This window comes from Aneurinibacillus aneurinilyticus ATCC 12856, from assembly GCF_000466385.1.
GTDB classification, from domain to species: Bacteria; Bacillota; Bacilli; order Aneurinibacillales; family Aneurinibacillaceae; genus Aneurinibacillus; species Aneurinibacillus aneurinilyticus.
This window is the reverse complement of record NZ_KE952920.1, coordinates 19,165-42,736: the sequence shown is the minus strand read 5'-3', so window position 1 is coordinate 42,736 and position 23,572 is coordinate 19,165. Positions and strand designations below refer to the sequence as shown.

29 protein-coding genes are annotated in these 23,572 nt (G+C 44.5%); 17 read left to right on the top strand and 12 right to left on the bottom strand.

Features of this window, described 5'->3' with window-relative positions; genetic code table 11:
* Positions 1–53 precede the first annotated feature (53 nt).
* The 7 genes from cobA to cysC all read left to right on the top strand — a co-directional run bounded on the left by cobA (position 54) and on the right by cysC (position 6,373).
* Complete coding sequence (cobA, locus tag HMPREF0083_RS25520) at positions 54–824, top strand: uroporphyrinogen-III C-methyltransferase (RefSeq protein WP_021624883.1); 771 nt, start codon at positions 54–56, stop codon at positions 822–824.
* 31 nt (positions 825–855) lie between these two features.
* A complete protein-coding gene (locus HMPREF0083_RS25515) occupies positions 856–2,469 on the top strand; it encodes a nitrite/sulfite reductase (protein WP_021624882.1) in 1,614 nt (537 codons plus the stop codon).
* Positions 2,470–2,490: 21 nt separating this feature from the next.
* Positions 2,491–2,694, top strand: coding sequence for a DUF3906 family protein (locus tag HMPREF0083_RS25510; protein WP_021624881.1), 204 nt, complete (start codon positions 2,491–2,493; stop codon positions 2,692–2,694).
* On the top strand, positions 2,691–3,773 hold the full coding sequence (locus HMPREF0083_RS25505; protein ID WP_021624880.1) for an inorganic phosphate transporter: 1,083 nt from the start codon (positions 2,691–2,693) through the stop codon (positions 3,771–3,773). The genes HMPREF0083_RS25510 and HMPREF0083_RS25505 overlap by 4 nt, the downstream gene beginning before the upstream one ends.
* Before the next feature lie 12 nt (positions 3,774–3,785).
* On the top strand, positions 3,786–4,490 hold the full coding sequence (locus tag HMPREF0083_RS25500) for a phosphoadenylyl-sulfate reductase (RefSeq protein WP_378431931.1): 705 nt from the start codon (positions 3,786–3,788) through the stop codon (positions 4,488–4,490).
* A 56-nt stretch (positions 4,491–4,546) separates the two neighbouring features.
* The gene (sat, locus tag HMPREF0083_RS25495) at positions 4,547–5,695 is read left to right on the top strand and encodes a sulfate adenylyltransferase (protein ID WP_021624878.1); all 1,149 of its coding nucleotides are present in this window, start codon (positions 4,547–4,549) and stop codon (positions 5,693–5,695) included.
* Between the two features lie 72 nt (positions 5,696–5,767).
* Positions 5,768–6,373, top strand: coding sequence for an adenylyl-sulfate kinase (cysC, locus tag HMPREF0083_RS25490; protein ID WP_021624877.1), 606 nt, complete (start codon positions 5,768–5,770; stop codon positions 6,371–6,373).
* Between the two features lie 243 nt (positions 6,374–6,616).
* On the opposite strand, the gene HMPREF0083_RS25485 is transcribed toward cysC, so the two are convergent.
* From HMPREF0083_RS25485 to HMPREF0083_RS25470, 4 genes are all read right to left on the bottom strand, one after another.
* Positions 6,617–6,931 carry a DMT family transporter gene (locus tag HMPREF0083_RS25485; RefSeq protein WP_021624875.1) on the bottom strand — a complete coding sequence of 105 codons (315 nt, stop codon included), beginning with the start codon at positions 6,929–6,931 and terminating at the stop codon, positions 6,617–6,619.
* A complete protein-coding gene (locus tag HMPREF0083_RS25480) occupies positions 6,931–7,269 on the bottom strand; it encodes a DMT family transporter (protein WP_021624874.1) in 339 nt (112 codons plus the stop codon). Before HMPREF0083_RS25480 ends, HMPREF0083_RS25485 begins: the two co-directional genes overlap by 1 nt.
* A gap of 52 nt (positions 7,270–7,321) precedes the next feature.
* Positions 7,322–7,906 (bottom strand): TetR/AcrR family transcriptional regulator, encoded by a 585-nt coding sequence (locus tag HMPREF0083_RS25475; RefSeq protein WP_021624873.1) that lies wholly within the window; start codon positions 7,904–7,906, stop codon positions 7,322–7,324.
* 143 nt (positions 7,907–8,049) lie between these two features.
* Positions 8,050–8,817 carry a LamB/YcsF family protein gene (locus HMPREF0083_RS25470; RefSeq protein ID WP_021624872.1) on the bottom strand — a complete coding sequence of 256 codons (768 nt, stop codon included), beginning with the start codon at positions 8,815–8,817 and terminating at the stop codon, positions 8,050–8,052.
* Between the two features lie 301 nt (positions 8,818–9,118).
* Here HMPREF0083_RS25470 and HMPREF0083_RS25465 point away from each other — a divergent pair, with 301 nt between their 5' ends.
* The gene (locus HMPREF0083_RS25465) at positions 9,119–9,784 is read left to right on the top strand and encodes a protease complex subunit PrcB family protein (protein WP_021624871.1); all 666 of its coding nucleotides are present in this window, start codon (positions 9,119–9,121) and stop codon (positions 9,782–9,784) included.
* A 104-nt stretch (positions 9,785–9,888) separates the two neighbouring features.
* On the opposite strand, the gene HMPREF0083_RS25460 is transcribed toward HMPREF0083_RS25465, so the two are convergent.
* The 4 genes from HMPREF0083_RS25460 to HMPREF0083_RS25445 form a co-directional block, all read right to left on the bottom strand.
* Positions 9,889–10,761: an ABC transporter permease gene (locus HMPREF0083_RS25460; RefSeq protein WP_021624870.1), complete on the bottom strand. Its 873-nt coding sequence runs from the start codon at positions 10,759–10,761 to the stop codon at positions 9,889–9,891.
* Positions 10,745–11,698: an ABC transporter ATP-binding protein gene (locus HMPREF0083_RS25455; protein ID WP_040305118.1), complete on the bottom strand. Its 954-nt coding sequence runs from the start codon at positions 11,696–11,698 to the stop codon at positions 10,745–10,747. The genes HMPREF0083_RS25460 and HMPREF0083_RS25455 overlap by 17 nt, the downstream gene beginning before the upstream one ends.
* 67 nt (positions 11,699–11,765) lie before the next feature.
* On the bottom strand, positions 11,766–12,938 hold the full coding sequence (locus tag HMPREF0083_RS25450) for an anti-sigma factor family protein (RefSeq protein ID WP_021624868.1): 1,173 nt from the start codon (positions 12,936–12,938) through the stop codon (positions 11,766–11,768).
* Positions 12,935–13,483: an RNA polymerase sigma factor SigX gene (locus tag HMPREF0083_RS25445; RefSeq protein WP_051354804.1), complete on the bottom strand. Its 549-nt coding sequence runs from the start codon at positions 13,481–13,483 to the stop codon at positions 12,935–12,937. Before HMPREF0083_RS25445 ends, HMPREF0083_RS25450 begins: the two co-directional genes overlap by 4 nt.
* A gap of 235 nt (positions 13,484–13,718) precedes the next feature.
* On the opposite strand from HMPREF0083_RS25445, the gene HMPREF0083_RS25440 reads away from it, so the two are divergent.
* From HMPREF0083_RS25440 to HMPREF0083_RS25425, 4 genes are all read left to right on the top strand, one after another.
* A complete protein-coding gene (locus tag HMPREF0083_RS25440; RefSeq protein ID WP_021624866.1) occupies positions 13,719–15,062 on the top strand; it encodes an MATE family efflux transporter in 1,344 nt (447 codons plus the stop codon).
* A 158-nt stretch (positions 15,063–15,220) separates the two neighbouring features.
* Positions 15,221–15,868 carry an FMN-dependent NADH-azoreductase gene (locus HMPREF0083_RS25435; RefSeq protein ID WP_021624865.1) on the top strand — a complete coding sequence of 216 codons (648 nt, stop codon included), beginning with the start codon at positions 15,221–15,223 and terminating at the stop codon, positions 15,866–15,868.
* Positions 15,869–16,010: 142 nt separating this feature from the next.
* Positions 16,011–17,234, top strand: a complete 1,224-nt coding sequence (locus tag HMPREF0083_RS25430) for a CAP domain-containing protein (protein ID WP_021624864.1) — start codon at positions 16,011–16,013, stop codon at positions 17,232–17,234.
* A gap of 88 nt (positions 17,235–17,322) precedes the next feature.
* Positions 17,323–17,544, top strand: a complete 222-nt coding sequence (locus tag HMPREF0083_RS25425) for a YneF family protein (protein ID WP_021624863.1) — start codon at positions 17,323–17,325, stop codon at positions 17,542–17,544.
* Positions 17,545–17,663: 119 nt separating this feature from the next.
* Here HMPREF0083_RS25425 and HMPREF0083_RS25420 read toward each other — a convergent pair whose 3' ends face one another.
* Positions 17,664–18,653 carry a metal-dependent hydrolase gene (locus HMPREF0083_RS25420; RefSeq protein WP_040305116.1) on the bottom strand — a complete coding sequence of 330 codons (990 nt, stop codon included), beginning with the start codon at positions 18,651–18,653 and terminating at the stop codon, positions 17,664–17,666.
* 211 nt (positions 18,654–18,864) lie between these two features.
* On the opposite strand from HMPREF0083_RS25420, the gene HMPREF0083_RS26805 reads away from it, so the two are divergent.
* The 3 genes from HMPREF0083_RS26805 (at position 18,865) to HMPREF0083_RS26800 (ending at position 20,851) form a co-directional block, all read left to right on the top strand.
* The gene (locus HMPREF0083_RS26805; RefSeq protein ID WP_021624861.1) at positions 18,865–19,197 is read left to right on the top strand and encodes an MFS transporter; all 333 of its coding nucleotides are present in this window, start codon (positions 18,865–18,867) and stop codon (positions 19,195–19,197) included.
* 3 nt (positions 19,198–19,200) lie between these two features.
* A complete protein-coding gene (gene mutY, locus HMPREF0083_RS25410) occupies positions 19,201–20,355 on the top strand; it encodes an A/G-specific adenine glycosylase (protein ID WP_021624860.1) in 1,155 nt (384 codons plus the stop codon).
* A 115-nt stretch (positions 20,356–20,470) separates the two neighbouring features.
* The gene (locus tag HMPREF0083_RS26800; RefSeq protein WP_021624859.1) at positions 20,471–20,851 is read left to right on the top strand and encodes a PilZ domain-containing protein; all 381 of its coding nucleotides are present in this window, start codon (positions 20,471–20,473) and stop codon (positions 20,849–20,851) included.
* A gap of 53 nt (positions 20,852–20,904) precedes the next feature.
* Here HMPREF0083_RS26800 and HMPREF0083_RS25400 read toward each other — a convergent pair whose 3' ends face one another.
* The 3 genes from HMPREF0083_RS25400 to HMPREF0083_RS25390 all read right to left on the bottom strand — a co-directional run bounded on the left by HMPREF0083_RS25400 (position 20,905) and on the right by HMPREF0083_RS25390 (position 22,652).
* On the bottom strand, positions 20,905–21,585 hold the full coding sequence (locus HMPREF0083_RS25400; protein WP_040305114.1) for a Bax inhibitor-1/YccA family protein: 681 nt from the start codon (positions 21,583–21,585) through the stop codon (positions 20,905–20,907).
* A 95-nt stretch (positions 21,586–21,680) separates the two neighbouring features.
* The gene (locus HMPREF0083_RS25395; protein WP_021624857.1) at positions 21,681–22,292 is read right to left on the bottom strand and encodes a superoxide dismutase; all 612 of its coding nucleotides are present in this window, start codon (positions 22,290–22,292) and stop codon (positions 21,681–21,683) included.
* A 135-nt stretch (positions 22,293–22,427) separates the two neighbouring features.
* Entirely contained in the window at positions 22,428–22,652 is a 225-nt protein-coding gene (locus HMPREF0083_RS25390) for a hypothetical protein (protein ID WP_021624856.1), read from the bottom strand.
* 291 nt (positions 22,653–22,943) lie between these two features.
* On the opposite strand from HMPREF0083_RS25390, the gene HMPREF0083_RS25385 reads away from it, so the two are divergent.
* The gene (locus HMPREF0083_RS25385) at positions 22,944–23,228 is read left to right on the top strand and encodes a hypothetical protein (RefSeq protein WP_021624855.1); all 285 of its coding nucleotides are present in this window, start codon (positions 22,944–22,946) and stop codon (positions 23,226–23,228) included.
* 132 nt (positions 23,229–23,360) lie between these two features.
* A complete protein-coding gene (locus tag HMPREF0083_RS29595) occupies positions 23,361–23,570 on the top strand; it encodes a GNAT family N-acetyltransferase (RefSeq protein WP_245191379.1) in 210 nt (69 codons plus the stop codon).
* The last annotated feature ends 2 nt before the right edge of the window (positions 23,571–23,572 follow it).

Below are 23,572 nucleotides of genomic sequence, written 5' to 3'. Positions count from 1 at the left end.
ATAAATTAGATATATATATTTAATTAAAAAAGTAGAGGAAAGGAGAGAGTAGAATGGTACAAGGCAAGGTGTTCCTTGTAGGCGCGGGTCCTGGCGACCCGAAGTTGATTACGGTACGTGGCATGGAGCTAATACAACAGGCAGATGTCATCGTATACGATCGGCTTGCCAGCCCTAAGCTGTTGAATTACACAAGGAAGGGGACAGAGCGCATCTACTGTGGAAAGCAGGCGGACCATCATTCGCTTCCCCAGCAGGAAATCAATCGTGTAATTGTTGAGAGGGCATTGGAGGGCAAGAAGGTTGTGCGTTTAAAAGGAGGCGATCCTTTTATGTTTGGACGTGGCGGGGAGGAGGCAGAAGCCTGTATTGCTGCTGGTCTTTCCTATGAAATTGTGCCCGGCATTACTTCCGGCATTGCTGCCCCCGCCTATGCGGGAATTCCGGTGACGCATCGCGATTATTCTTCTTCTGTCGCATTTGTGACAGGGCACAAGGCGTCTGGCAAAGAGAGCGAAATTGATTGGGAACGACTGTCATCCGCTGTGGATACATTAGTGTTTTATATGGGTGTCAGCAATCTTCCTGATATCGTAAAGCGTTTGTGCCAGTATGGTCGTGCGAAGGAGACGCCAGTGGCGCTTGTACGCTGGGGAACATGTGAGAATCAGGAAACGCTCACAGGAACATTAGAGACAATCGTTGAGCAGGTGCAGCAAGCACGTTTCCAGGCTCCGGCGATTATTGTCGTCGGCGAGGTAGTGCGCTTGCGGGAGCAGCTGGCCTGGTATGAGCAGCGGCTTCCGCATGTAGTTACTGCGTAATTCCCATACAAAATGAGAGGAGCGAGACTGAATGGGGTATACAGCAATTTGGGCAAATAACAAGGAAAAGCTAAACAAAAACGAATTGGCAAAGCTTGAAAAAGATGGACTTGATGTTATCGAGGATATTTATGATTACGCGAAAACAGGATTTGATTCCATCACACCGGATGATATGGATCGTTTCAAATGGGCAGGTGTTTATCAGCAGCGGCCGAAAGACGGTCACTTCATGATGCGGGTACGAATTCCGTCTGGCAATCTGTCGACAGATCAGGCACGGGTGCTGGCAGGCATTGCAAATGATTATGGGAGGGACCTAGTCGATATTACAACCCGTCAAGCTATACAATTTCACTGGCTGCGTGTCGAGCAGTTACCGGATATTTTTGAACGGTTAGCTTCTGTCGGGTTATCGTCATTTGAGGCATGCGGCGATTGTCCTCGTACAATTGTTGGCAACCCATTGGCAGGGCTGGATCGGGATGAGTTAATGGATACAACACCGCTTGTCCAAGCTTTGTCCGATACATTTTTGATGAATCGAGACTTCTCTAATCTGCCGAGGAAATATAAGATTTCAATTTCCTCCAACATTTATAACGCCGGGCATGCAGAGATTAATGATCTTGCATTTACACCAGCGACAAAAGTAATTAATGGAGAAGAAGTCATCGGGTTTCACGTATGGGTAGGTGGTGGTTTATCAGCCCGTCCATTTCTTGCCCAGCAATTGGACGCATTTGTCCGACCGGAGGAAGTTGTGAAGGTAGCGATAGGCGTCACAACTATTTTCCGGGATTATGGATACCGTCAGAAACGAAATCATGCACGGCTTAAGTTCCTTGTTGCTGACTGGGGTGCAGAGAAGTTTCTTGGGAAGCTGAAGGAGCAAATTGGGGAGCTTGAAACGCGTGGCCAGGATAGAACGATAGGTTGGAACGCAGGTTATTTCACTGGTGTGCACAAACAGCGTCAAGAAGGGCTTAATTATATCGGTCTTTCTGTTCCTGTCGGGAGAATGTCGGCCCAGGAGCTGGAAGAGCTGGCGCGACTCGCGGATGAATACGGCAATGGCTCACTTCGCACGTGCAACTCACAGAATATTGTGATTACTAGCGTGTCGGATGAGAAGGTCGAAGCGCTGCTACAGGAAAATGTATTGAAGCGTCTAACACCATTCCCGCAGCATTTTAGCGCATTTGCTGTATCCTGTACCGGAATCGAGTTTTGCAACCTGGCGATCGTAGAGACGAAAGAAAGAATGCGTCAACTGGCGGGATACCTGGATGAGCATGTGGAGTTGGATGAACCGATTCGAATGCATATGGTCGGCTGTCCAAACGCATGTGGACAGCGTCAAATCGCTGATATCGGTTTCCAGGGGGCGCTTATTAAAACAGAAACCGGGATGAAGGACGCATTTGACATTTATATTGGCGGAACGCTAGGTGAGAATGCACAGTTCAATCAAAAACTGAAAGGACGAGTGTTAGGCGATCAATTGCATCGCGTTTTGCTCCCGCTGCTGGCTTATTATAAGGAAGAAAAGCAAACCGGAGAGAGCTTTTTCCAATTTGTACAGCGCGTTGGCACGGAACCGTTCCAGGAACGTATAAATGCGGCGTTGGAACAATTGGCGTAAAAGAAAGAAGGGATAAAGGCTATGTTTATTTACCGACTTGAAGTAACTTTCGAAGATGAATCGGCAGCAGCCGTTGTTGTTATCCATGACAGCGAGGAGAAAGCGTTCCGTAGCGCACAGAACCAGATCGAGAGGCATTTTATTCCGGTTAAGCCCATCAAGGAATTAGCCATTGTAGAAAAAAAGCCGGCTGAAGCAGGCCGGAGCTATGTGATTGAGTCATGATGCTAAGTTATGTAGCTATTGCCGTGGCGCTGTTTTTTGCTATGAATATTGGAGCAAGCGGAACGGCAGCTTCAATGGGTGCGGCATATGGCGCCGGCGCTATTCATAAAAAACGGGCGGCTATGCTAATTGTTGCCATCGCAGCTTTACTAGGTGCGGTGTTGGGTGGCGGCGAAGTGGTGAAAACAATCGGTAATGGAATTATTCCTTCCTCCGTGTTGAATGTGGAAACAGTCATTGTAATCTTATTTTCTGCCACGTTCACTTTATTTCTTGCCAATCTGATGGGAATTCCTTTATCGACGAGTGAAGTAACGGTTGGAGCGATTGTCGGAGTTGGTCTTGCGTATAAATCGTTATTTGCTAATAAATTGATGGTTATACTTTCCTTCTGGATTATCGTGCCGCTCGTATCGTTTGGCGTAGCCTATGCGCTTGGTTTGGTCATTAAGCGGGCGGAAAAGAAGTGGGTATTCTTGACCGGAGATGGGAAATGGAGACGCTGGCTGGGTCTCTTGCTTGTGGCAGGAGGTACGTTCGAAGCCTTTTCGGCTGGGATGAATAATGTGGCCAATGCAGTAGGTCCTCTCGTAGGAGCGGGCATTATGTCCGCTTCCTCCGGTGTTTGGATTGGAGGGACATTTGTAGCGCTTGGTGCGGTCTTTTTGGGTGGCAAAGTGCTTGAGACAAATGGAAAGAAAATCACCAGATTATCGTTATTGCAAGGAAGCGCGGTTTCATTTACAGGAGGTACCTTGGTAGTTATAGCTTCACTGCTAGGTATTCCCGTGCCGCTAGTTCAAGCCACTACCTGTGCCATTGTAGGTGTTGGAACCGCAGAGACCGGATTCCGGCTTTGGCAAAAGGGTGTAATCCGTCAAATTGCCCAGGTATGGATTGTATCCCCTGTATCTTCTCTTGTTGTAGCGTATGCTGTGATGAATTTTTGGCTTATGCCGAATCCGTATGTTCTTATCGTCATCCTAAGCGTATTTGTTGCCACAGTCGGATCGATTAGCTTATCCCGTACTATTCGTAAAGAGAAAAGCACCATTCATGATCAGGGAGGAGGCATTTAGATGCCTGATATTATGTTTTCTTATGAAACGCTCACCATTGAGCGTTTGGATGCGATAAATAAAGAACTGGAAAACAAAGATGCACTGGATATTTTGAAATGGGCATACGGCCAGTTCGGGGAAAGCCTGATATATGCTTGTAGCTTCGGTGCTGAAGGTATAGTGCTGGTTGATTTAATCAGCAAAGTATGTCCTGATGCACGCATTGTGTTTCTGGATACACATGTTCACTTTAAAGAAACGTATGAGTTAATCAAACGTGTTAAAGCGAAATATCCTAAGCTGCGCATCGAATTGAAGGAACCGCATTTATCTTTGGAACAGCAAGCGGAGCAGTATGGTATTGAGCTATGGAAGAGCAATCCCGATTTGTGTTGTAAATTGCGGAAGCTTAATCCCCTCGGGGAGGCATTGCAGGGGGCTGTGGCCTGGTTATCTGGACTGCGGCGCGAACAGTCTCCAACAAGATCAAGTACCCAATTCGTTAATATTGATCGGCGTTTTCAGTCCATTAAAGTGTGTCCGCTTATTCATTGGACATGGGATGACGTATGGACATATATCAAGCTATACCGACTTCCATACAATGAGCTGCATGATAAAGGATATCCGAGCATTGGCTGTGAGCATTGTACCGTGCCGGTGGAAGAAGATGGGGACTCCCGTGCCGGACGCTGGAGCGGCATAGGCAAGACTGAATGCGGTCTGCATCAGTAATGGACAGTCATAATTGCATGTAAATACCATAAAGTGAAGAAACGGAGTGATTTTGCATGGGCACAAGCCAGCCACATGGTGGTACATTGGTAAACCGTATCAATTTTTCGTATGATGTAACCGGAACTGATAAAGTAATTGAACTTGATGCATTTGCGCTTTCTGATTTGGAGTTGTTGGCGATTGGTGCTTTCAGTCCGTTAACCGGATTTCTTAGCCAGCGGGATTACAATAGCGTTGTTCACTCCATGCGGTTAGCCGACGGAACAGTCTGGAGTATTCCCATTACGTTGCCAGTAACAGAGGAAGCGGCTTTACAGCTTGTACCTGGCGATACAGCCAAGCTCATGTATGAAGGAGACATATATGGCATTATCGAGGTTAGGGAACTGTACGTGCCAGATAAAGAAGTAGAAGCCCAGAACGTATATGGTACAACGGAGTTAGCTCATCCAGGCGTGAAAAAGCTATGGGAGCGTCCCGAGGTTTATGTAGCAGGACCGATTACGCTCATAAAACGTCCTGAAAAAAATCGCTTTAAAGAGTTTTACCTTGACCCGGCACAGACACGTGCCGAGTTTGAAAACCGGGATTGGAAAACGGTAGTTGGTTTTCAAACGCGCAACCCGGTCCATCGCGCGCATGAATACATTCAGAAAACAGCGCTCGAAATCGTAGATGGTCTGTTTCTTAATCCATTGGTCGGCGAGACGAAAGCAGATGACATTCCGGCCGATATCCGAATGGAGAGCTATCAAGTACTGCTCAAAAATTATTATCCGCCTGAGCGTGTATTTCTAGCCGTGTTCCCGGCCGCGATGAGGTATGCGGGACCACGCGAAGCGATTTTCCATGCGCTGGTGCGTAAGAATTATGGGTGTACCCACTTTATCGTCGGGCGTGACCATGCGGGTGTTGGTAACTACTATGGTACGTATGACGCCCAACTGATTTTCGCTAATTTTACGCTTGAAGAGCTTGGCATTACGCCGCTCTTCTTTGAACACAGCTTCTATTGCACAAAATGCGGGAACATGGCTTCTGCTAAGACTTGTCCACACGGTCCGGAAGACCATCTCCATCTGTCCGGCACGAAAGTAAGAGAGATGCTTAGTAATGGTGAAGCGCCACCGCTGGAATTCAGCCGTCCGGAAGTAGTGGAAGTATTGATTCGTGGGATGAAGGTTGCGGTAGGTGGATTATAAGGTAAAACTTCACTCAGTGGGCGGTTCATCCCTACTACTGTTAGACCTGGATAAAACGGAGGAGGAAGAGAAATGGCATTGCATGACGCCAATATCGTCTGGCATCAGGCGACGATAACGAAAGCTGATCGTCAGAGGAAAAGCCGCCATAAGAGCGTAGTACTTTGGTTCACCGGTTTATCTGGCGCGGGTAAATCAACACTTGCTAATGAAGTGGAACGCAGACTGTACGAAAAAGGAGTACGTACGTATCTGCTAGACGGGGATAATATTCGTCATGGCATTAATAAAGATCTTGGTTTCAGCGCGGAGGATCGGACCGAGAATATTCGTCGAATAGGAGAAGTGTCCAAACTATTCGTCGACGCGGGTGTAGTCGTGCTTACGGCATTCATCTCACCATATCGTGCAGACCGGGAATTGGCACGGAGCCTGGTGGAAGCCGACGAATTTATTGAAGTGTATGTCAAGTGTGCTATTGAAGAGTGTGAGAGCCGGGATCCGAAAGGGCTGTACAAGAAAGCAAAAGCTGGAGAAATTCCTGAATTCACGGGGATTTCGGCTCCCTATGAAGAACCGGAAAGCCCGGAGCTGATTATTACTACAGATGCTCAATCTCTGGATGTATGTGCTGAACAGGTTATTGCGTATTTGGAAAAGAAAATAATTTTTGGATAATATAGACACGCCTATGGATACAAGGGTGTTGATTGTTCAGAGAAGAAAAGACAACTACAATAGGGCGCGAAGGGGATTTTCGTCTCCCTTACAAGCAGTTGGCCAGAACAGGCAGCAACCGATATACGCTTCTCTGCGGGAGACGAACCTATCGCCCGTTTGGAATTTGTTGTTGTGGCTATTTAATGTGGATAATGTTGGATAATCAACACCCTTTTCATTTGTATAACGATTGGAAAAGAATTAAACCGTTAGCTTCAAACCGATAATTCCTATGATGAGAAGTCCTAAAGATATAAATTGTGGAAGTTCGTATTTTTCTTTAAACCACAATAGCCCTGCAAGCGTAATGCCGACCGTTCCTATGCCTGCCCAGACTGCATATGCCACGCCGGGTGGCAGTGTCTGCATTGCTTGCGACAAACAGAAGAACGAGAAGGCGAACCCAACTACCATAATGGTAATAGGGACAGCTTTTTTTCCTTTACCAATGTATTTCATAGCCATAACAGCAACAACTTCCTCCAGCCCTGCAAAAATAAGATAAAGCCAGGCCATTATTGATCACCTTCCTGAAGATGTTTTTTCTTTGTTTCAGTAGTCAGCTTCATGCCTGCAATACCTGACAGGATCATGATTAAAAATGCAATTTGATAAATCGAGAACGGCTCACCCAGGAATATGCCGACCAGATACGTACCGACTGTTCCGAGACCGACAAATATCGCGTAAGCCACAGCTACAGGTATGGTTTTATACGCTCGGATTAGCAACAAAAAGCTTACGGCAATTAGTGTGATAACAAGTAACCAGTCAAGAAGTGAGTCCGCATATTTTAGAGAAGAAGCCCAGACGATTTCAAGCAATGCGGCTATTCCTATCAATAGCCAATTCATGATAAAACCTCCTATAATGATTGACTGTCATTCATTTTTATTGCAAAAAAAATTAGGTTAATGCTCTTTTAATAAAAACATATACGTCTTTTTTAATTTGTTCTGTGCTGTATTTTCTTTCTTTATCATTGGAGAAATACAGACCTTCCGCCGCTTGCTCGATGACATTCACAATCATGCGGATGTTCGTTTCAGTAGGAATATCCTTTATAACCTCGCCCTTTTCAATCGCTTTTTTTAGTTCAAATTCAAACCATTCGTAATAAGGGAGGTAGATGCTTTCCCACTTTTCAAATGAGTGGTAAAAAGCCAGTCCTGAATAGCAAAGAATAAGTACTTCCTTGTATGCTTCAGTCACCTCGAAAGTTACATCAATGACGGATTGAAGAGTATTCCAAAAACTTCCGCTCACTCTCGTTCTTTCTGTTATCTTATCGAATAGTTGCTGCAAAAGGTGTTCGGCGATGGCTGGTATTAATGCATTTTTGGAAGAGAAGTATAGATAAAACGTTCCCTGGGCAATCCCTGCCCGCTTAACAATGTCGGAAATAGAGGTTTTATCTAGCCCTTTTGCGGCGATAATTTCAATGGATGCTTCAATAATCCGCCGATATTTTTCCTCTTGTTTACTATTCATCTATTCACCTCAACCAATGAATGATTATCATTCATTTTCTCTTTGATTTGATTATACACCTCTAAGTCCTGCTTCGTCAAGGGATTTTAATGTAAAAAGCTCGCGATCGTTTGATGGCGAGCTTTTCTGAGTCAATAAAGGGGCTATGCTTGCTGTGTAATAAAGTCTGCTGTAATCTCAATTGCTTCGTCTTTTAGATGTGTGACAATAGCCTGTGCTAATTTTGGTGCATCCCGGTGATCGCCATGAATGCAGACTGTTTCCGCCTTCAGAGAAATATCTTTACCGTCATGGGTGATGACTTTTCCTTCCTTTATCATTCGCACTACACGACGTGCCTGTTCGTCCAAATCCGTATAATCGGTACCTTTGCGCGTCATCACAATGCTACCTGTCTCGTCGTGCTCACGGTCGGCATATACTTCGAATACGATTGTGAAACCTTGCTCCTGGCCGAGACGTGCCAGGGCTGAGTTGTTTAGTGCGAATAGCGGTAGATGTCTGTCGATTTTTTCGGTTGCATTGAGAACCGCTTGAGCAAGATCATTGTTTTCCATAGCCATCATGAACATTGCGCCATGCGGCTTGATATGTGACAATTTCATATCATGTGCATGGAGAAATGCCTGAAGTGCTCCGACCTGGTATAGAATATAATTTTCCACTTCTTCAGCTGTTGCGGTCATTCGTCGACGTCCGAAGCCCATCAAATCGGGAAAGCCTGGATGAGCTCCAACATTAATGCCGTATTGCTTTGCGAGTTCTACTGTGCGTCGCATGACCAGCGGATCGCCGGCATGATAACCGCAGGCGACGTTAATCGTGCTGACATATTTCATCATCTCTTCGTCATTGCCTAATTCGTACATACCGAAGCTTTCGCCCATGTCACAATTAATGTCAATCTTCATACTCGTCACGCTCCTTTGCCAACTCTTTATACTGATAGTTAAAATTGCAAATTGTATGCCATATAAAATGCATGAGAAAGCGTACAAGTCAGTATGTATATTTTCAATAATGAAATTGATTTTTCAGTGATGAAATTTGCAAATGCCAAAAAGAAAACGTGTCCAGTCAATACAAGCTTTACCTTTGCAAAATGTATGCCTACAGAGTAAGATAAGGTTCCTGATAGTTTTTTGCATGCTGTAGCGGTGGTTTATCCGTCTATATGTAAGAAAGAATAAATAAATAGAAGAGGTGACCATCATGAAAAAACGTACAACGAAAACGTTTATCGCCGGAATATGTACAGGTGTAGCATTGATGAGCGCAGTAGGCTTTTCTTATGCCGCATTGACAAAAATAGATGTAAGTACAAAACCTGTGTCATTTACAATAGAAGGAAAAGAAATAAAGCCAAGCGATAAGGAACAACAATATTTTAATGGTAAACAGTATGTTCCGGCTTCATTCATCCATCAGGATACGACTTATGTGCCACTGCGTTTTATTGCCGAGCGGCTTGGATTTCAGGTCGGATATGATGCTGCCGGCAACACTATCTCTTTAAAGGAGAAGAATATGGCAGAAAAAGAAATGAAATTCCAGGTGCTCTATCCTTTGCAGGATGCACAGTCCGTTATTGCTTCCCCTATCCAACAATGGTTTGACAGCCATAAAAAGCAAGAGTTTACAGGCACCATGAAAGGAGAGGATGGCCTGTATGCAGCAATCACCCGTGGCCAAAAGCCAAATGGCGGTTATGGTGTTGAAGTAGTTGGTGTGACGGAACAAGCGAATAAAGTCATCGTAAAAGTGAAGTATACAAATCCGCAACCGGGGAAAATGTATACACAGGTTATTACGTATCCGGCAACACTGGTCAAAATCCCGCACACTGATAAAGAAGTGCATTTTGAAGCAGTTAACTAATATGAAGAATATAGGTATTAAAAAAGGAGCAGTCCAAGGGCTGCTCCTTTTTTTTTGAGCGTTATGCTTCCTATATTCCGATTCAGTTTCGCGGTCAACATATTCTATACATCCCGACTTGAGAAACGACGAATCGAGAGCCAGAGAGCGGTAATGCCGTATAAGGCAGCATATACGAGCATGGCGTTGCTCGGTGTTGATAGGCTTCCGAATAGCCCTTGTGTAGCAAAGGATATTGGATCTCCTGCTGTGTCGAATAAATACACCGTCATTTTACGAAATAGCGAATCAAGTGGGAACAGCAGACTGGAGATTATCCCGATATTAATCATGGACGTCTTATTCATTAGAACCCCCATTTGTTCTACGAATCCGCCAATAAAGCTAATTCCGTACAAAATGATAAGAATGATACCACCGTTTATCGTTGTTGTTATACTGCTAAAAAGCAAGGCTACAGCGATAAGCAATAGGGGAGGTAATACAAATACCGCAAGTGCTTTTATAACTTGGAGGGCAGACATTTCGAAGCGCAAAATCTCTCCCCCTAACCATTGATTAATTGCCAGTACGCCTAAAAATAAACAAATGGAATAGAGAATCAGCAGGGAGCCAAGACCTGCGAACTTGCCAAGAACGATCGTACGTCGATGCAGCGGGCGCGCTAATAGTGTATCAATCTGATGGCTCTCGATTTCACCGGCGATGCTTCCGACACTGCTTAAAATAGCCAATAGCGCCGTGACGAAAGCCGCAAAGTAGAGACCGACACCGAGAATTTGCGTTGCAAAAAACGTTTGCGCCAAAAAGAAATCGGATGAGACTGCTTGTCCACCTGTTTGCTCTGTGGCTTCCTGGGCCGCGATATAGGTAGCGATCGCATAAAAAAGCAGGAAAGCAAAAGACATAAAAAGAGTGATATGAAAAATACGCTTGGATAGAATTTCACGCCATGTAAGTTTAGCGATGGTCCACATGAGACTGCTGTGCCTCCTCTCGGTTAACCCAATACATAAATACGTCTTCGAGCCGGGGAATACGCGGAACAATACGATATAGGGAAATTCCCAGATCGCTTAGATGACGCACAAGAATAGCGATGTCGTCCTCTTCGTTAAGCGTGATAAGCCAATGCGTTTTTCCCTCTTCCTGTTGAAGTAACTCAGCCTCTGTAACTATGGTGCTAAGGCTTTTCCATAGTCCATCGGGAACAGAGGAGGTGGTGATTTCTGTCTGTGGGTTAACGGATGAAAGGCTGCGCCACTCTCCCTGAACAATCAAATCACTTCGATGGATGATAGCGATATGATCGCATATCGTCTCCACTTCGCTAAGTAGATGGCTATTTAGAAATATCGTTTTTCCTTCGTCCCGCAACTCTGCCATCAATTCGCGTACTTCACGCCTCCCAATTGGATCGAGTGCAGAAGTAGGCTCATCAAGAAAGATGATTTCAGGATCGGAAAGAAGAGCACATGCTAATCCGATACGCTGCTGCATTCCTTTGGAATAACCACGTATTTTCTCATTACCGCGTCCAGAAAGGCCCACCCGCTCAAGCAGGGAGGCAATGCGTTTTTTGCGTTCACTGCGTGGAATTTTACATAAATCTGCATGCGACTCAAGCAATTGCTGTCCTGTTAGCCAATCTGGATAGCGGAAAAGCTCAGGAAGATAACCGATTTTTTGTCTTGATTCAACACTCCCGATCGGCTGCCCTAGAATATGTCCACTACCTCCTGTCGGAACCAACAGACCGAGCAGCGTTCGGACGAATGTGCTTTTACCGGCACCATTCGGACCAAGAAAGCCGAAGACGACACCTTTGGGCACGGACAGTGTGATGTTGCGGCATCCTGCTTTGCCGTCGTATTGTTTCGTAAGCTGATGTGTTTCGATTACGTAATCGCTCATTAGGTGACCTCCTGCATAAGCCAAAGAGAGCCCCTCCCACATAGGGGAGCCGCTCTTTGGCTTTTCTCTATTTTATCTGATTAGCGAGTGCGATAAGCGTATCGGTATGCTTTGCAGCCTTGTTATCATACGCTTCAAGATGGTGTATCTTTCCGTCTTTTTGCCAGACAAGGAACGACCCGTTTTCCGTTTCGTACGCGAATCCCTTTACGCCCTGTACCGTTATCTTGCGCACTTTGTTTTTGTCATCTGCTACATACGGAATCGGCAGGGTACGTTGCCAATCTTCAATGCCCGCGAGCTGCTGCTTTACATTTTGTGGGATGAATGGCAGCGAGAGAACTGTCTGGCGAACCTCATTTAAATCGACGTTTTCCGGAACCTGGATTTCCGGTGTTCCTGTTACTGTATAGAAAATTCTATCGGAAGAACGTTCGCCCTCATTGGCTTTAGCTGTAAACTGATAATGCTTCATATCAGGAACTTTGATGGAGAACGGTTTGTTGTTCAAATTCTCATTGAAGTGTGTTTCTGCTTTAACTTGCTTGAGCAGTGCATTGGCTTTATCAGTATTAAGCTGGGCATGCATTGTAAATCCAGAAGAGATATTAGCATCTACAAAACGATAATCTTCCGGTGCCGAAGGAATCTCATATCCGGCTTTTTGTGCTTCCTCCGCTGTTTGGAAGTATTGGTGCTCTTTGTTTAAATCCTTGTCCTCTACCCATACTTTACCGATACCTTTGATCTCCTTCATCCCGTCTTCACCGTTAGCAAGCCAGCTCTCAATCTCCTGTAGATCCGATTGAGTAAGCTTGACCATCTCTACTTGATCGACACGGAAGATAGATAGGAAGCTATTCGCTGCAGCCTGTACCTGCGGAATGGCGAGTGAACCGAGCAGAACGGCTGCTGCGGCTGTGCCTGTAATCCACTTTTTATAAGGTTTTTTCATTGTTTTCCCTGCTTTCTTATTAATGAATGTGACGTTATTCGTATGCAACCGTTGCTCGAATCGTTTCCAGGCTGCTTCTGTATTAATCTCTGCATCCGTCAAGGGCGGTTCCGGAAATGATTCCGCAAGTGCAAGTTCAGTCCATTGCTCCAGTTTTTTTGCTCTTTCCATCCTTGCGCAGCATTCCGCACAATGCTCGAGATGGGAGGCAATGCTTTTTCTGGTTTCGCGGTTTATTTCTCCATCCAGATATGCTTGCAGAAATTCTTCGTTTAGACAGTTCATTCTTGATACCCCCTCATTTGTTTATACATGTTGCGGAATTTTGTTTTGGCACGGGATAAGAGTGTCCCTACGGACGAACTTTCCACCTGAGCTGCATGCGCCAATTCCTTATAATCAAAACCGGAGTATTTCATCATCAGCAGCGTGCGATCTCTTTCATTCATTTCGGTCAGTATTTGACGTACCGCCTGTATGTCTTCCTGCCTGAGCCAATTTTCTTCAGAAGAAGGGCTGTAGACAGGCTGCTCTTCGCCCGCCTTTTCATCACGGATGAGCCGACGGTTGGTGGAGCGTATATGATTATAAGCGGCATGAATCGAAGCCTTTGAGAGCCATGCAGGAATGTTTTGGATTGCATTTCGGTTAGAATTATATAGTTTTAGGAAAACTTCCTGGGCGATATCTTCAGCAGCCGATTTTTCTCGCACAATGCGCATGATTTGACGAACTACATAAGGATAATACGTTTTGAAAAGTTCCTGAAAGTTATCTGCATGCGTAAAAACCAGTTTTTTTTCTTCATTCAAAGCGATCTGGACCTCCATTTCCTCTCTCCCCCTCTCCAGGTCATGCATATCGTTCACAAAAATGTATCTGGATGTCCTTCTGTCTATATAGACACCATGCCCCAAGGTTTTGTGACAAAAAGCGAATATAAAGTTTATTTGTTTTTTAATTTCGTGCAACAGGTTTACCAATATAATATAGTGCATTGAGGCCCTCCTTATAAAGCAATATTAATGGTATGATGGATACCTGAAGGGAGAGAGAAGGGAATCCATGGCCTCACAAAATGTTGATTTTACGGAAGGGAATATTATGCGACAGATGATCGCCTTTTCTCTGCCGATTTTTTTAACCAACGTGCTTCAAACATCATATCAGTTCATCGATAGTCTGTGGGTGGGGAACTTACTCGGTTCTGATGCTCTGGCTTCTGTATCGGTATCGGCGACCATCGTCTTCACGATGCTTTCTTTTATCATTGGAATGAATGGAGCGACGCTGACGATTCTGGCACAGCGCAGGGGAGCGCGCGATGAAGAGGGTATGAAGGAATCGCTCAATGCATTTGTTGTCGTATTTGCTTTGTTATCTGTCGGTATTGGTATTGTAGGCTATTTTCTTTCACCATATATTTTAATGTTGATTCAAACACCTGCAGCTATTTACGAACTGGCTACACAATATCTGCAAATTAATTTCATAGGGATTGTCTTCCTGTTCGGCTATAACTTCATCGGAACGGTGTTAAGGGCACTTGGAGATAGCCGGACGCCGATTCGCTTTGTGTTTATGGCTGTCATCCTGAATGCTATACTCGATCCGCTGTTTATCGCTTATTTTGATATGGGGGTAGCCGGGGCTGCAATTGCGACGATCCTATCCCAAGGCTTTTCCTTTATATATGCGCTTATATATACGAAGCGGACAGGAAAAATTCCATTTATGCGCCCGCATATTCCTTCAAAAATGTATGCGGCAGCGATCTTTAAGCTGGGAATACCGGCGGGATTGCAGATGATGGTAATTTCAGGCGGAATGATGGCCATTATGAGTGTTGTGAATGCATTCGGCGAAGATGTTGTGGCTGGTTTTGGGGCCTCGCAACGTATGGATAACTTGATCATGCTGCCGATTGTTACACTTGGTTCTGCCATTAACAGCATGGCTGGCCAAAATATAGGAGCCGGCAAATGGGAGCGGGTTAGTGGCATCGCGCGTAGCGGCATCACGCTTATTGTTAGTTTATCGCTTGCGATTGCGGTGCTGGTGTACATATCGGCACCATGGTTGCTAGGCTTGTTCGTGGATAATCCGAATTCGATTGCTTTTGGTACGATGTACCTTACTACAGTTTGCTTTTTTTATCCATTTTTAGGGATTAACTTTGTGCTGAATGGCATTATTCGGGGAGCTGGAGGAATGATGCAGATTCTGATATTGAACTTTATCTCATTCTGGGTGCTGCGCTATCCATTGACTGCTTTGTTCTCCGAATGGACGGGGGAGCAGGGCATCGCATATGGTATGGGAACGAGCTTTATTATTAGTGCACTATTTGCAGGAGCTTATTATCGTTTCGGCCGCTGGCGTGAAATCCGGGTACTGCAGAGAAGATAAATGCAGTTCATTGAGCTTCAAACAAAACGGGTAACATATAAGGGAAGGCGGATTAGGGAGGCTGGTCAGAACGTTTATAAAAAATACTTTACTTACTAAAAATAATAAAGTATAATTTGTTTAGTGAAAATAACTCAGCAAATAAAGGAGAGAATATAATGGCAAAAATTCTGTATGTAACTGCAAACCCGAAACCGATAGAAACTTCGTTCAGCTTGCAACTTGGCGAAAGCTTTCTAAAAGAGTACCAACAACATAGCCCGAATGATACGATTGAACGTTTGGATCTGTACAAAGAAGATATCCCATTTATTGATGCTCTTGTTCTCGGTGCATGGGGCAAAGTTGCACAAAACGAAAACCTTAATGAGGAAGAGTTGCGCGTTCTTGGACGTATGACAGAATTGCTTGATCAGTTCATATCCGCAGATAAAATTGTTTTTGTGACTCCGATGTGGAATCTTAGCTATCCACCGATGCTAAAAGCATACATTGACAATATTGTTATTGCCGGTAAAACATTCAAGTATACTGAGCAAGGTCCAGTGGGACTGCTGTCAGGCAAACGTGTGATGCATGTTCAAGGGCGTGGTGGCATTTACTCTGAAGGCCCGGCAACCGCTTTCGAATTTACAGATAAATATTTGCGCAGCATCATGGCCTTCATTGGCATTAATGATTATGAGCATATTTATGTAGAAGGTATAGCTGCAGCGCCAGATAAATCCAAAGAAATTTTTACTGCTGCTGAAGAAAGAGCAAAAAAAGCAGCAGTTGATTTTGCAAGAGACCATCAACGTGCATAATATAGACAAATTTATGTTCATTAGATTATAGACAATAAAAAGGGCGAATGGTACCATCTTATTGAGGATGAGCGTTCACTAACCAAAAGACATGGTTAGGAGCGCTTTTTTCTCAATCAAAACTTCGAGGAGTTGTTGCCAGGTGAAAACAGCGGGCAAATTTGCATCTTTGGCATTGGCGCTGTTGGCTGCATTTACAATAGGAATGTGGACAGGAGCGGGCGAAGGTGATGACTTTGAGGAGACCATCTCAGCCTATTTTTATCCGATTACGTACTATTTCGATGGCAAGAAGGATACAAGCGATCCGGAAGTGTATAAAAACACCGGTACTTCTGTTCCGAAGTCCATTACATATGAAGGAACGACTTATGTTCCGTTACGTTATATAGGGGAAAAGCTTGGCAAACAGGTGGGATACGATCATGAAACACGCTCTGTTTGGCTTGGACAAAAGCCAACTCTAAGCACGACGCAATCCCCACCCTCCACTAAAACGGGTAGTATAGTCGATAGTTTTAAGGTCAGTATTGGCGATAGCTTGGACACTGTAAAGACTAAGCTTGGTACTGCCAAGTCTTCCTATATAGGCACAAATCAAACTACATGGTGGGTGTATGACAAGCAGTGGGTTGGATTTCGTAATGGACAGGTTATCGAACTGTTTTCAAGCGACCCCGCAGCACAGTATGCAGGAGCCAAAGTCGGCATGACGCGTAGCGAAGTGGAGAAAACGCTAAAATATACAGCAAAGCCGCAGTGGAAGCTGTTTGATGCGACATTCATCTTCCAGAATGATAGTGCGGAAAAAGTGCTCTATAAGTCTGGGTCACAGGCAGTTATCGCCTATTATGATACGCTTGATAACAAGAAATTGTTGGGATTGCGTATTGTCAATCCAACGGAAATTGTTCATAAGAAATATTTTGGCTATACGTATCAATATATAAGAAAACCAACCATTCCTACCTATCCAACACAGGCAGCCACTGTCAATCAGCATGCTGCCAAACAGGTGCTATGGCTTACTAATGTCGAGCGGGCTAAGAAAAAGGCACCGGCACTTGTCTGGAGCGATCAGGCAGCTGCCTCGGCGTACAAGCATAGCAAGGATATGAACGATCACAACTATTTCTCACATACGACCCATAGCGGCAAATCACCGTTTGATTTGATGGCAGAGCAGAAAATCAAGTATACGCTGGCGGCTGAGAACATTGCTATGGGGTATCCTGATCCGATTGAGGCTGTATTCGGCTGGATGAACAGTGCCGGCCATAGAAAGAGTATGCTTAATCCCGCGTTTAAAAAATTAGGTGTTGGGGTATACGAAACGTACTATACCCAGCATTTCTTCACTCCGTAAAAAGGCAACAATACTTTGACAAGATGAATTAAGCAAAGTAAAATATCATGTGATTGCCTGAAAATTAAGAGTGGAAGGGACGAGCATTATGTGGAATTATATTATCCCAATCCTGACGCTGATTCTCGGATTGGTCGGCGGTTTCGCCATCGGTGTATGGTATCTGAAAAACCAGATGTCCAATATGCAGATGGATGAGAAGCAACTGCAACAAATCGCACGCTCGATGGGGATGAACCTGAACCAGAAGCAGCTAAATCAAATGAGCCGGAGAATGCAAAGTGCGAAACCGGGCAAGAAGAAAAAATAATACCAAGGGATATATCTCCTGTAATAAAAGCTGTGAACAGACTGACTGGACACAGCTTTTTTGCTTGCATATAAAAGAAGCCGAATGGTCAATTCAACCATCCGGCTCTCTTTATTTGCCTATGACTTCTCCAGCACCAGTTCTGGTACCAGAACCTTACTTTCCATCTTATGCTCGCGGTATTCCCAACCTGTATAGGAGTCAATTACGTTTAACTGCTCATCCAGATGGACAATCGCGACGAATGCGTAATGGGTTTTGGTACGGTAGCGCAGGTCGATCCAGCGTACTTCATGTCCAAATTCCCGCTTTTTCGTATATACGTGCGGATACCGGGTGAAAGAAAGGAATGCCCGCACATTAGCATCCTGCTTCGCTCTTTCGATGATTTTATTATGCTCCTTCTTGTAAAAAGTATCATGCCAGATGATATGCTTATTGCGCAATTCACCAACATAAGAAGCATCCGAAGTCTCTGCAACGATACCCCAGCGCGTCCAGCGAATCGTTGGAAGCAAAATATAATGGCCTTCTTCTCCCAAATCGGCTTTCACCATATTGACCAGTTTGTTGTATGCTATCACTCGCTGGATGATGTATGTTATCATCACGGCATAGACAGCGCTAAATACATGGCCAGGAGAGAACCCAGCGGCCCAGAATAAAAAGCCGATAATATGAATGCCCATAATAAATGGGTCAAAAATGTTAATCACATTAAGCGAAATCCATCGCTTCGAGAAGGGACGGGCCGCCTGTGTACCATACGAGTTAAACAGGTCGATGGACACATGGACGACTACGGCAAGCAGTGTCCACAACAACAAATGCAAGTAGGAGACACCTGGGAAGAAAGCATAAACCCCTCCGCTGACAAGTGCCGTCCAGATAAAAATCGCCGGAATGGAGTGGGACCTCCCACGGTGATTACGAATGTACGTAGCATTGCCCCGAAGCTTCAGCACCGTATCGAAGTCGGGAGCCTGAGAGCCTATCAGTGTGCCAAGCAGTACGGCACTGGCGAGCTCAGGATGAGCGGACACAGCCGGATCCAAATACGCAAGACCTGCAAGACCAAAACCCATAGCAATGTGGGTACCTGTATCCAAGAATGAATTCCTCCAATTCCTATAGTTGACCGAAACGGCCTTTTTTTATGCATTGCTTTCCATCATATGGTAGTAAATGGTGCAATGCAAGTCGATATGCTTTATTATAAAGGAAAACCCGTGAGATGTTTAGCTATTTTACATAAAATCCACTTTTTTTTATCAAAGGTTCAAAGTTTTGCCCCAACTATTACAAAGGGAGGGACGAGCAATGCACAGCATTCAGGTGTTCGTTGAATACAAAGTGAAACCCGATATGCGGGAAGAGTATCTGCACAAAATTAAAGATGTAGCCACAGCTATGAATTATATCGGTGTTGATGATTTTATCGTACATGAAGGGGTAGATCAACCGGGATTATTTGTTGAAATGTTTCATGTTCCGACAATACAAGCCTATCGAAAAATAAAACGGAAACGTTGTGAAGAAAAGGCAGCGACAGGAGAATTCTGGCAGAGCGTCAATCATTGCATTCAGGGCGGTACAGAGAAATTGCATATGTGGGCGTTCTCACCAATCGATATGAACGGGAGTGAAGAATAATTCATGACAAGAAAGCAACAGGAACAGCAGAACGATATTATCGGCTCTTTTGCCATTGAAACATTTCAAGATGATTTGCTGTACTGGTTTGAGCGGCAGCAGCGGGATTTGCCATGGCGGCAGAGTCGGGATGCATACCGGATATGGGTTTCTGAGATTATGCTTCAGCAGACAAGAGTAGATACTGTAATTCCATATTATGAACGATTTATGGAACGGTTCCCGACAGTCGAAAAGTTGGCTGATGCAGAACTAGAGGAGGTTTATAAATATTGGGAAGGATTAGGGTACTATTCTCGTGCCCGTAATTTACATAGTGCCGTAAAAGAAGTAAAGGAGAGGTACGGAGGAACTGTGCCAGATACACCGGAAGATGTACACGCATTGAAAGGTGTTGGCCCCTATACTGCAGGAGCGATTTTGAGCATTGCATATGGCCTGCCGGAACCTGCGGTGGATGGTAACGTAATGCGAGTACTGTCACGCATTTTCTTAATCGAAGAAGATATTGCGAAAGTAAGCACAAGAAAAGTGTTTGAGGCGGTTGTGCGACGCATTATTGCCCATCGTAATCCTTCTTTTTTTAATCAGGCATTAATGGAATTGGGAGCGCTTATTTGTATTCCGCGTTCTCCGCGTTGCGGCTCCTGTCCGGTTGCTTCACATTGCCGTGCCCGCGAGCAGGGTGTTCAGGAAGCGCTACCTGTTAAGAAAAAAGCTAAACAGGGAAGAGTAGAGGAACGTGGAGTGGCGCTCGTACGGCGTGAAGACGGACGCTGGCTTATCCATAAACGACCGGAGAGCGGACTTTTGGCTAATCTGTGGGAATTTCCGAATGTAGAATGTCAGGGAGAGGCCGAAGCAAGGGAAAAGATTAGCATGCATATGTACGGAGCGTTTGGTGTTAAATGCACACCACAGGACTTGGTAATGGAACATAGTCACGTATTCTCACATTTACAGTGGAATCTGCACACCTATATATGCAGATATGAAGGACAGGACGGAGAACAAGGAGAAGCAGCAGTGAAAGACAGGATGTTATGGGTTACCATAGATGAGATGGAGAACTATCCATTTTCTGTCTCCCATAAGAAAATCGTTGAGGCACTGCATGAAGGTTTCCAACAAAGTTTATCCTGGTCCAGTGGGCAGTAAGACCCCGATAAGTAAAACTCACCATCAGCAGGAGATGAAGACAGCCTCTATTGTTATAGAAAGTTTCGCTTTATAGCAGCCAGTTAGAAAAGCTGAGGAAAAGGAGAGGGCGGGAGTGGAATATAAACGAAAAGAAGGCTTTCGTCTTGAATTTCCGGAGGGGCTTCCGGGGACATTCAACATTATTAAAGTTGGGGAGCAATACGTGAGCAGTAAGCCAGGTGCGGTTATGATTCACGATATTAGTCTGCGTGGGGCCAAAGTGTCTACGCCGCTTGCCCTTCCGTTTCAAAAAGAGCGCATGCAGATTGAACTTCACTTTAGCATTAATGCTCAGCCGTTTGCGGTATGTGGCAGTATGGTGTGGAAGCGCGAGGAAGGTTCCCGTTATTTTTATGGGGTCTTTTTCGATGAAGAAAGTTATTCGAGTGCTGATTTGTTTGAAGAATTAAAGCGTTATGCAAGAAAAAGAAATGAGCGAAAAAAAGAACAGTAGAAAAAAAGAGGAGACGCCCGAAAGCTCTCCTCTTTTTTTCGTTTAAAGAGGCACTAGTCCCGGTTGCCGAAAATGCGTAAAAGATAGAGGAATAAATTAATAAAATCAAGGTAGAGGATAAGTGCGCCGATGATGGCTTCTTTTGTTTCCTCGCCTGTTCCCTCGTTTCCTATAGTGTTCGCTTCTTTAATTTTTTGGATATCGTATGCGGTCAAGCCGGAGAATACGATAACACCTGCATAGGTGGTAATCCAGTATAGTGTGCTGCTATGAAGGAAGAAATTGACCAGTGTAGCCAGGATGAGGCCAATGAGCGCCATGAACAAAATAGAGCCCATTCGCGATAAATCCCGTTTTGTTACATAACCGTATACAGCTAATGTGCCAAACATGCCTGCTGTAATAAGAAAGGTAAGTACGATAGAGCTTGAGGTGTACAGGGCAAAGAGAAGTGAAAACGTAATCCCATTTAATGCCGCGTAAATGAAAAATAACAGCGTTGCACTTGTAATTGACAGCTTGTGTATGCGGGCTGATAGGTAAAATACCATCACTAGCTCTGCGATAAGAATTCCGAAGAATACGTAAGGATGTGCGCTGAAATAAGTAAGTACATTCTCATTGCGGCTAAGCAGGTATGCTACGACTGCTGTCATTAACAATCCTACAAACATCCAGGAGAATACGCGTTGTATATACCGCCTCTGCTCAGCAGCAACCGCCGCGATGTTCATGTATATCCGTCTCCTTTCAACATCTGTTTTCCTATATGCTAAAAAGCCGACTTTCGTCATGGAAAGCCGACTTTATAAAGATGTTTATTCGCCTATTATTTTGCTTCGTTGAAGCGTTTGTTTACTGCATCCCAGTTTACTGTGTTCCACCAAGCAGAGATGTAATCCGGGCGTTTGTTTTGATATTTCAGGTAGTAAGCATGCTCCCATACATCAAGGCCGAGAATTGGAGTTTTACCTTCCATCAATGGATTGTCTTGATTCGGTGTGCTGGTAATTGCCAGTTTGCCGTTGTCAACGATAACCCAAGCCCAGCCGCTTCCGAAACGGGTAGCAGCTGCTTTGGCAAATTCTTCTTTCAGTTTGTCGAAGCTGCCAAATGATTCATTAATAGCAGTCGCAACATCGCCTGTCGGTTCTCCGCCACCGTTCGGGCTCATGATTTCCCAGAACAAGCTGTGGTTGTAGTGACCGCCACCATTGTTGCGTACAGCTGTACGGATGTTTTCCGGTACGCTGTTGATGTTGCGCATTAAGTCTTCAATGTTTTTGTCAGCAAGCTCAGCTTGGCCTTCAAGCGCTGCATTCAAGTTGTTTACGTATGTTGCATGGTGTCTGTCATGATGGATTTCCATAGTTTGTGCATCGATGTGCGGTTCGAGAGCATCGAAAGAATAAGGTAGGGCTGGTAATTCAAATTTTGCCATAATGTAACTCCTCCTTTATGGTTGTACACGGATATACTTCCAAAATTAATTATATCTTACTGAGGGCATAATTCAATACAAAACAGATAAAAAAGTATAGTAATTAGGTTTTTCAGGAGAGTTATTATTAAATTATTAATCATAGATAATGCGAGAACTATGATCCCATGCCCCCTGATCACCTGGTATTCCGCCTCGTTTTTCCACCTCCCCGATAATTTTTTGGTGGTAGCTTACACCCTGAGTATTCAAAAAAGGTGCCATCTCGCTCATCATATTGTGATGGTATAACAACTCCTTCATCTCCCACTGCGCCATTGGTGTATCGCTCAACTCGTCTAGCCTACGGCCTACATACATATGTATTCTTCACCTCATTTCTTCTGGTGATATTGCTTGAGAAACGCACGGGTGGCGTGTTAAAACGGGCGAAAAAATCGAGCGAAGGCTCTCGCGGGCTTTTCTTACTTTTACCGCAATGAATGTTTTTTAAACGTATGCGTAGAAAAGATAAGGAATGGTGTATAAGCTGTGTTGTCAAGTACGTTTTGTCATAATAAATTCATAAAATTGGGAAAAGTATGGAGGATTGGTTTGGAAAAAAATGAATATAAATAGTAGATAAAATTAAAAAGGAAGGGGCAATCAGTTATGTATCCTCTTGAAGAAGTATTGATTTGGGAAGCGGAAATGGACGATAGCCTGCAGCAGGAACGCCAGATTCTCGCCGCGTATCAGTTGATGAAAATGGATTTAACTGACCGTCGGACCGTCCTTCTTCAGGGAGATACCATCGATACTTTTTCTCTTGATACTGTAGACCAGGCAATTCTTCGGGTAGAAGAACTTATTTCAGAGCAAAACGTTATTATCGGAGAGAAGGAAAAAGCTGTTCAGACGATGTATGAGCAGTGGAAACAATTGCTAAAGGACTGATAATCACGCTTGAAACCTGCCTGATACAGGTAGGTTTTTCTTTTCTGCACGTTTCGTTTTCTGATTAATAGCGACATTTACCATTGTGTAGTGTAAAATAAAAAGTAGACGAAAAGCAGGGAGGACGTTGGCGTGTTAATACGGTCGTTTCGTTTGGGAGATTATGTACACATCACACGCATCTGGCAGGAAACGGGATTGGAACAGACAGAAACCGAGACACTTGACGCACTGGCTAAACAACTGGCCTGGGATAGTGATCTCGTTATGATTGCGGAACATGAGGGAGAAGTAGCCGGTGTTATTGTAGGAACCATTGACGGAACACGTGGTTACTTTTAGCG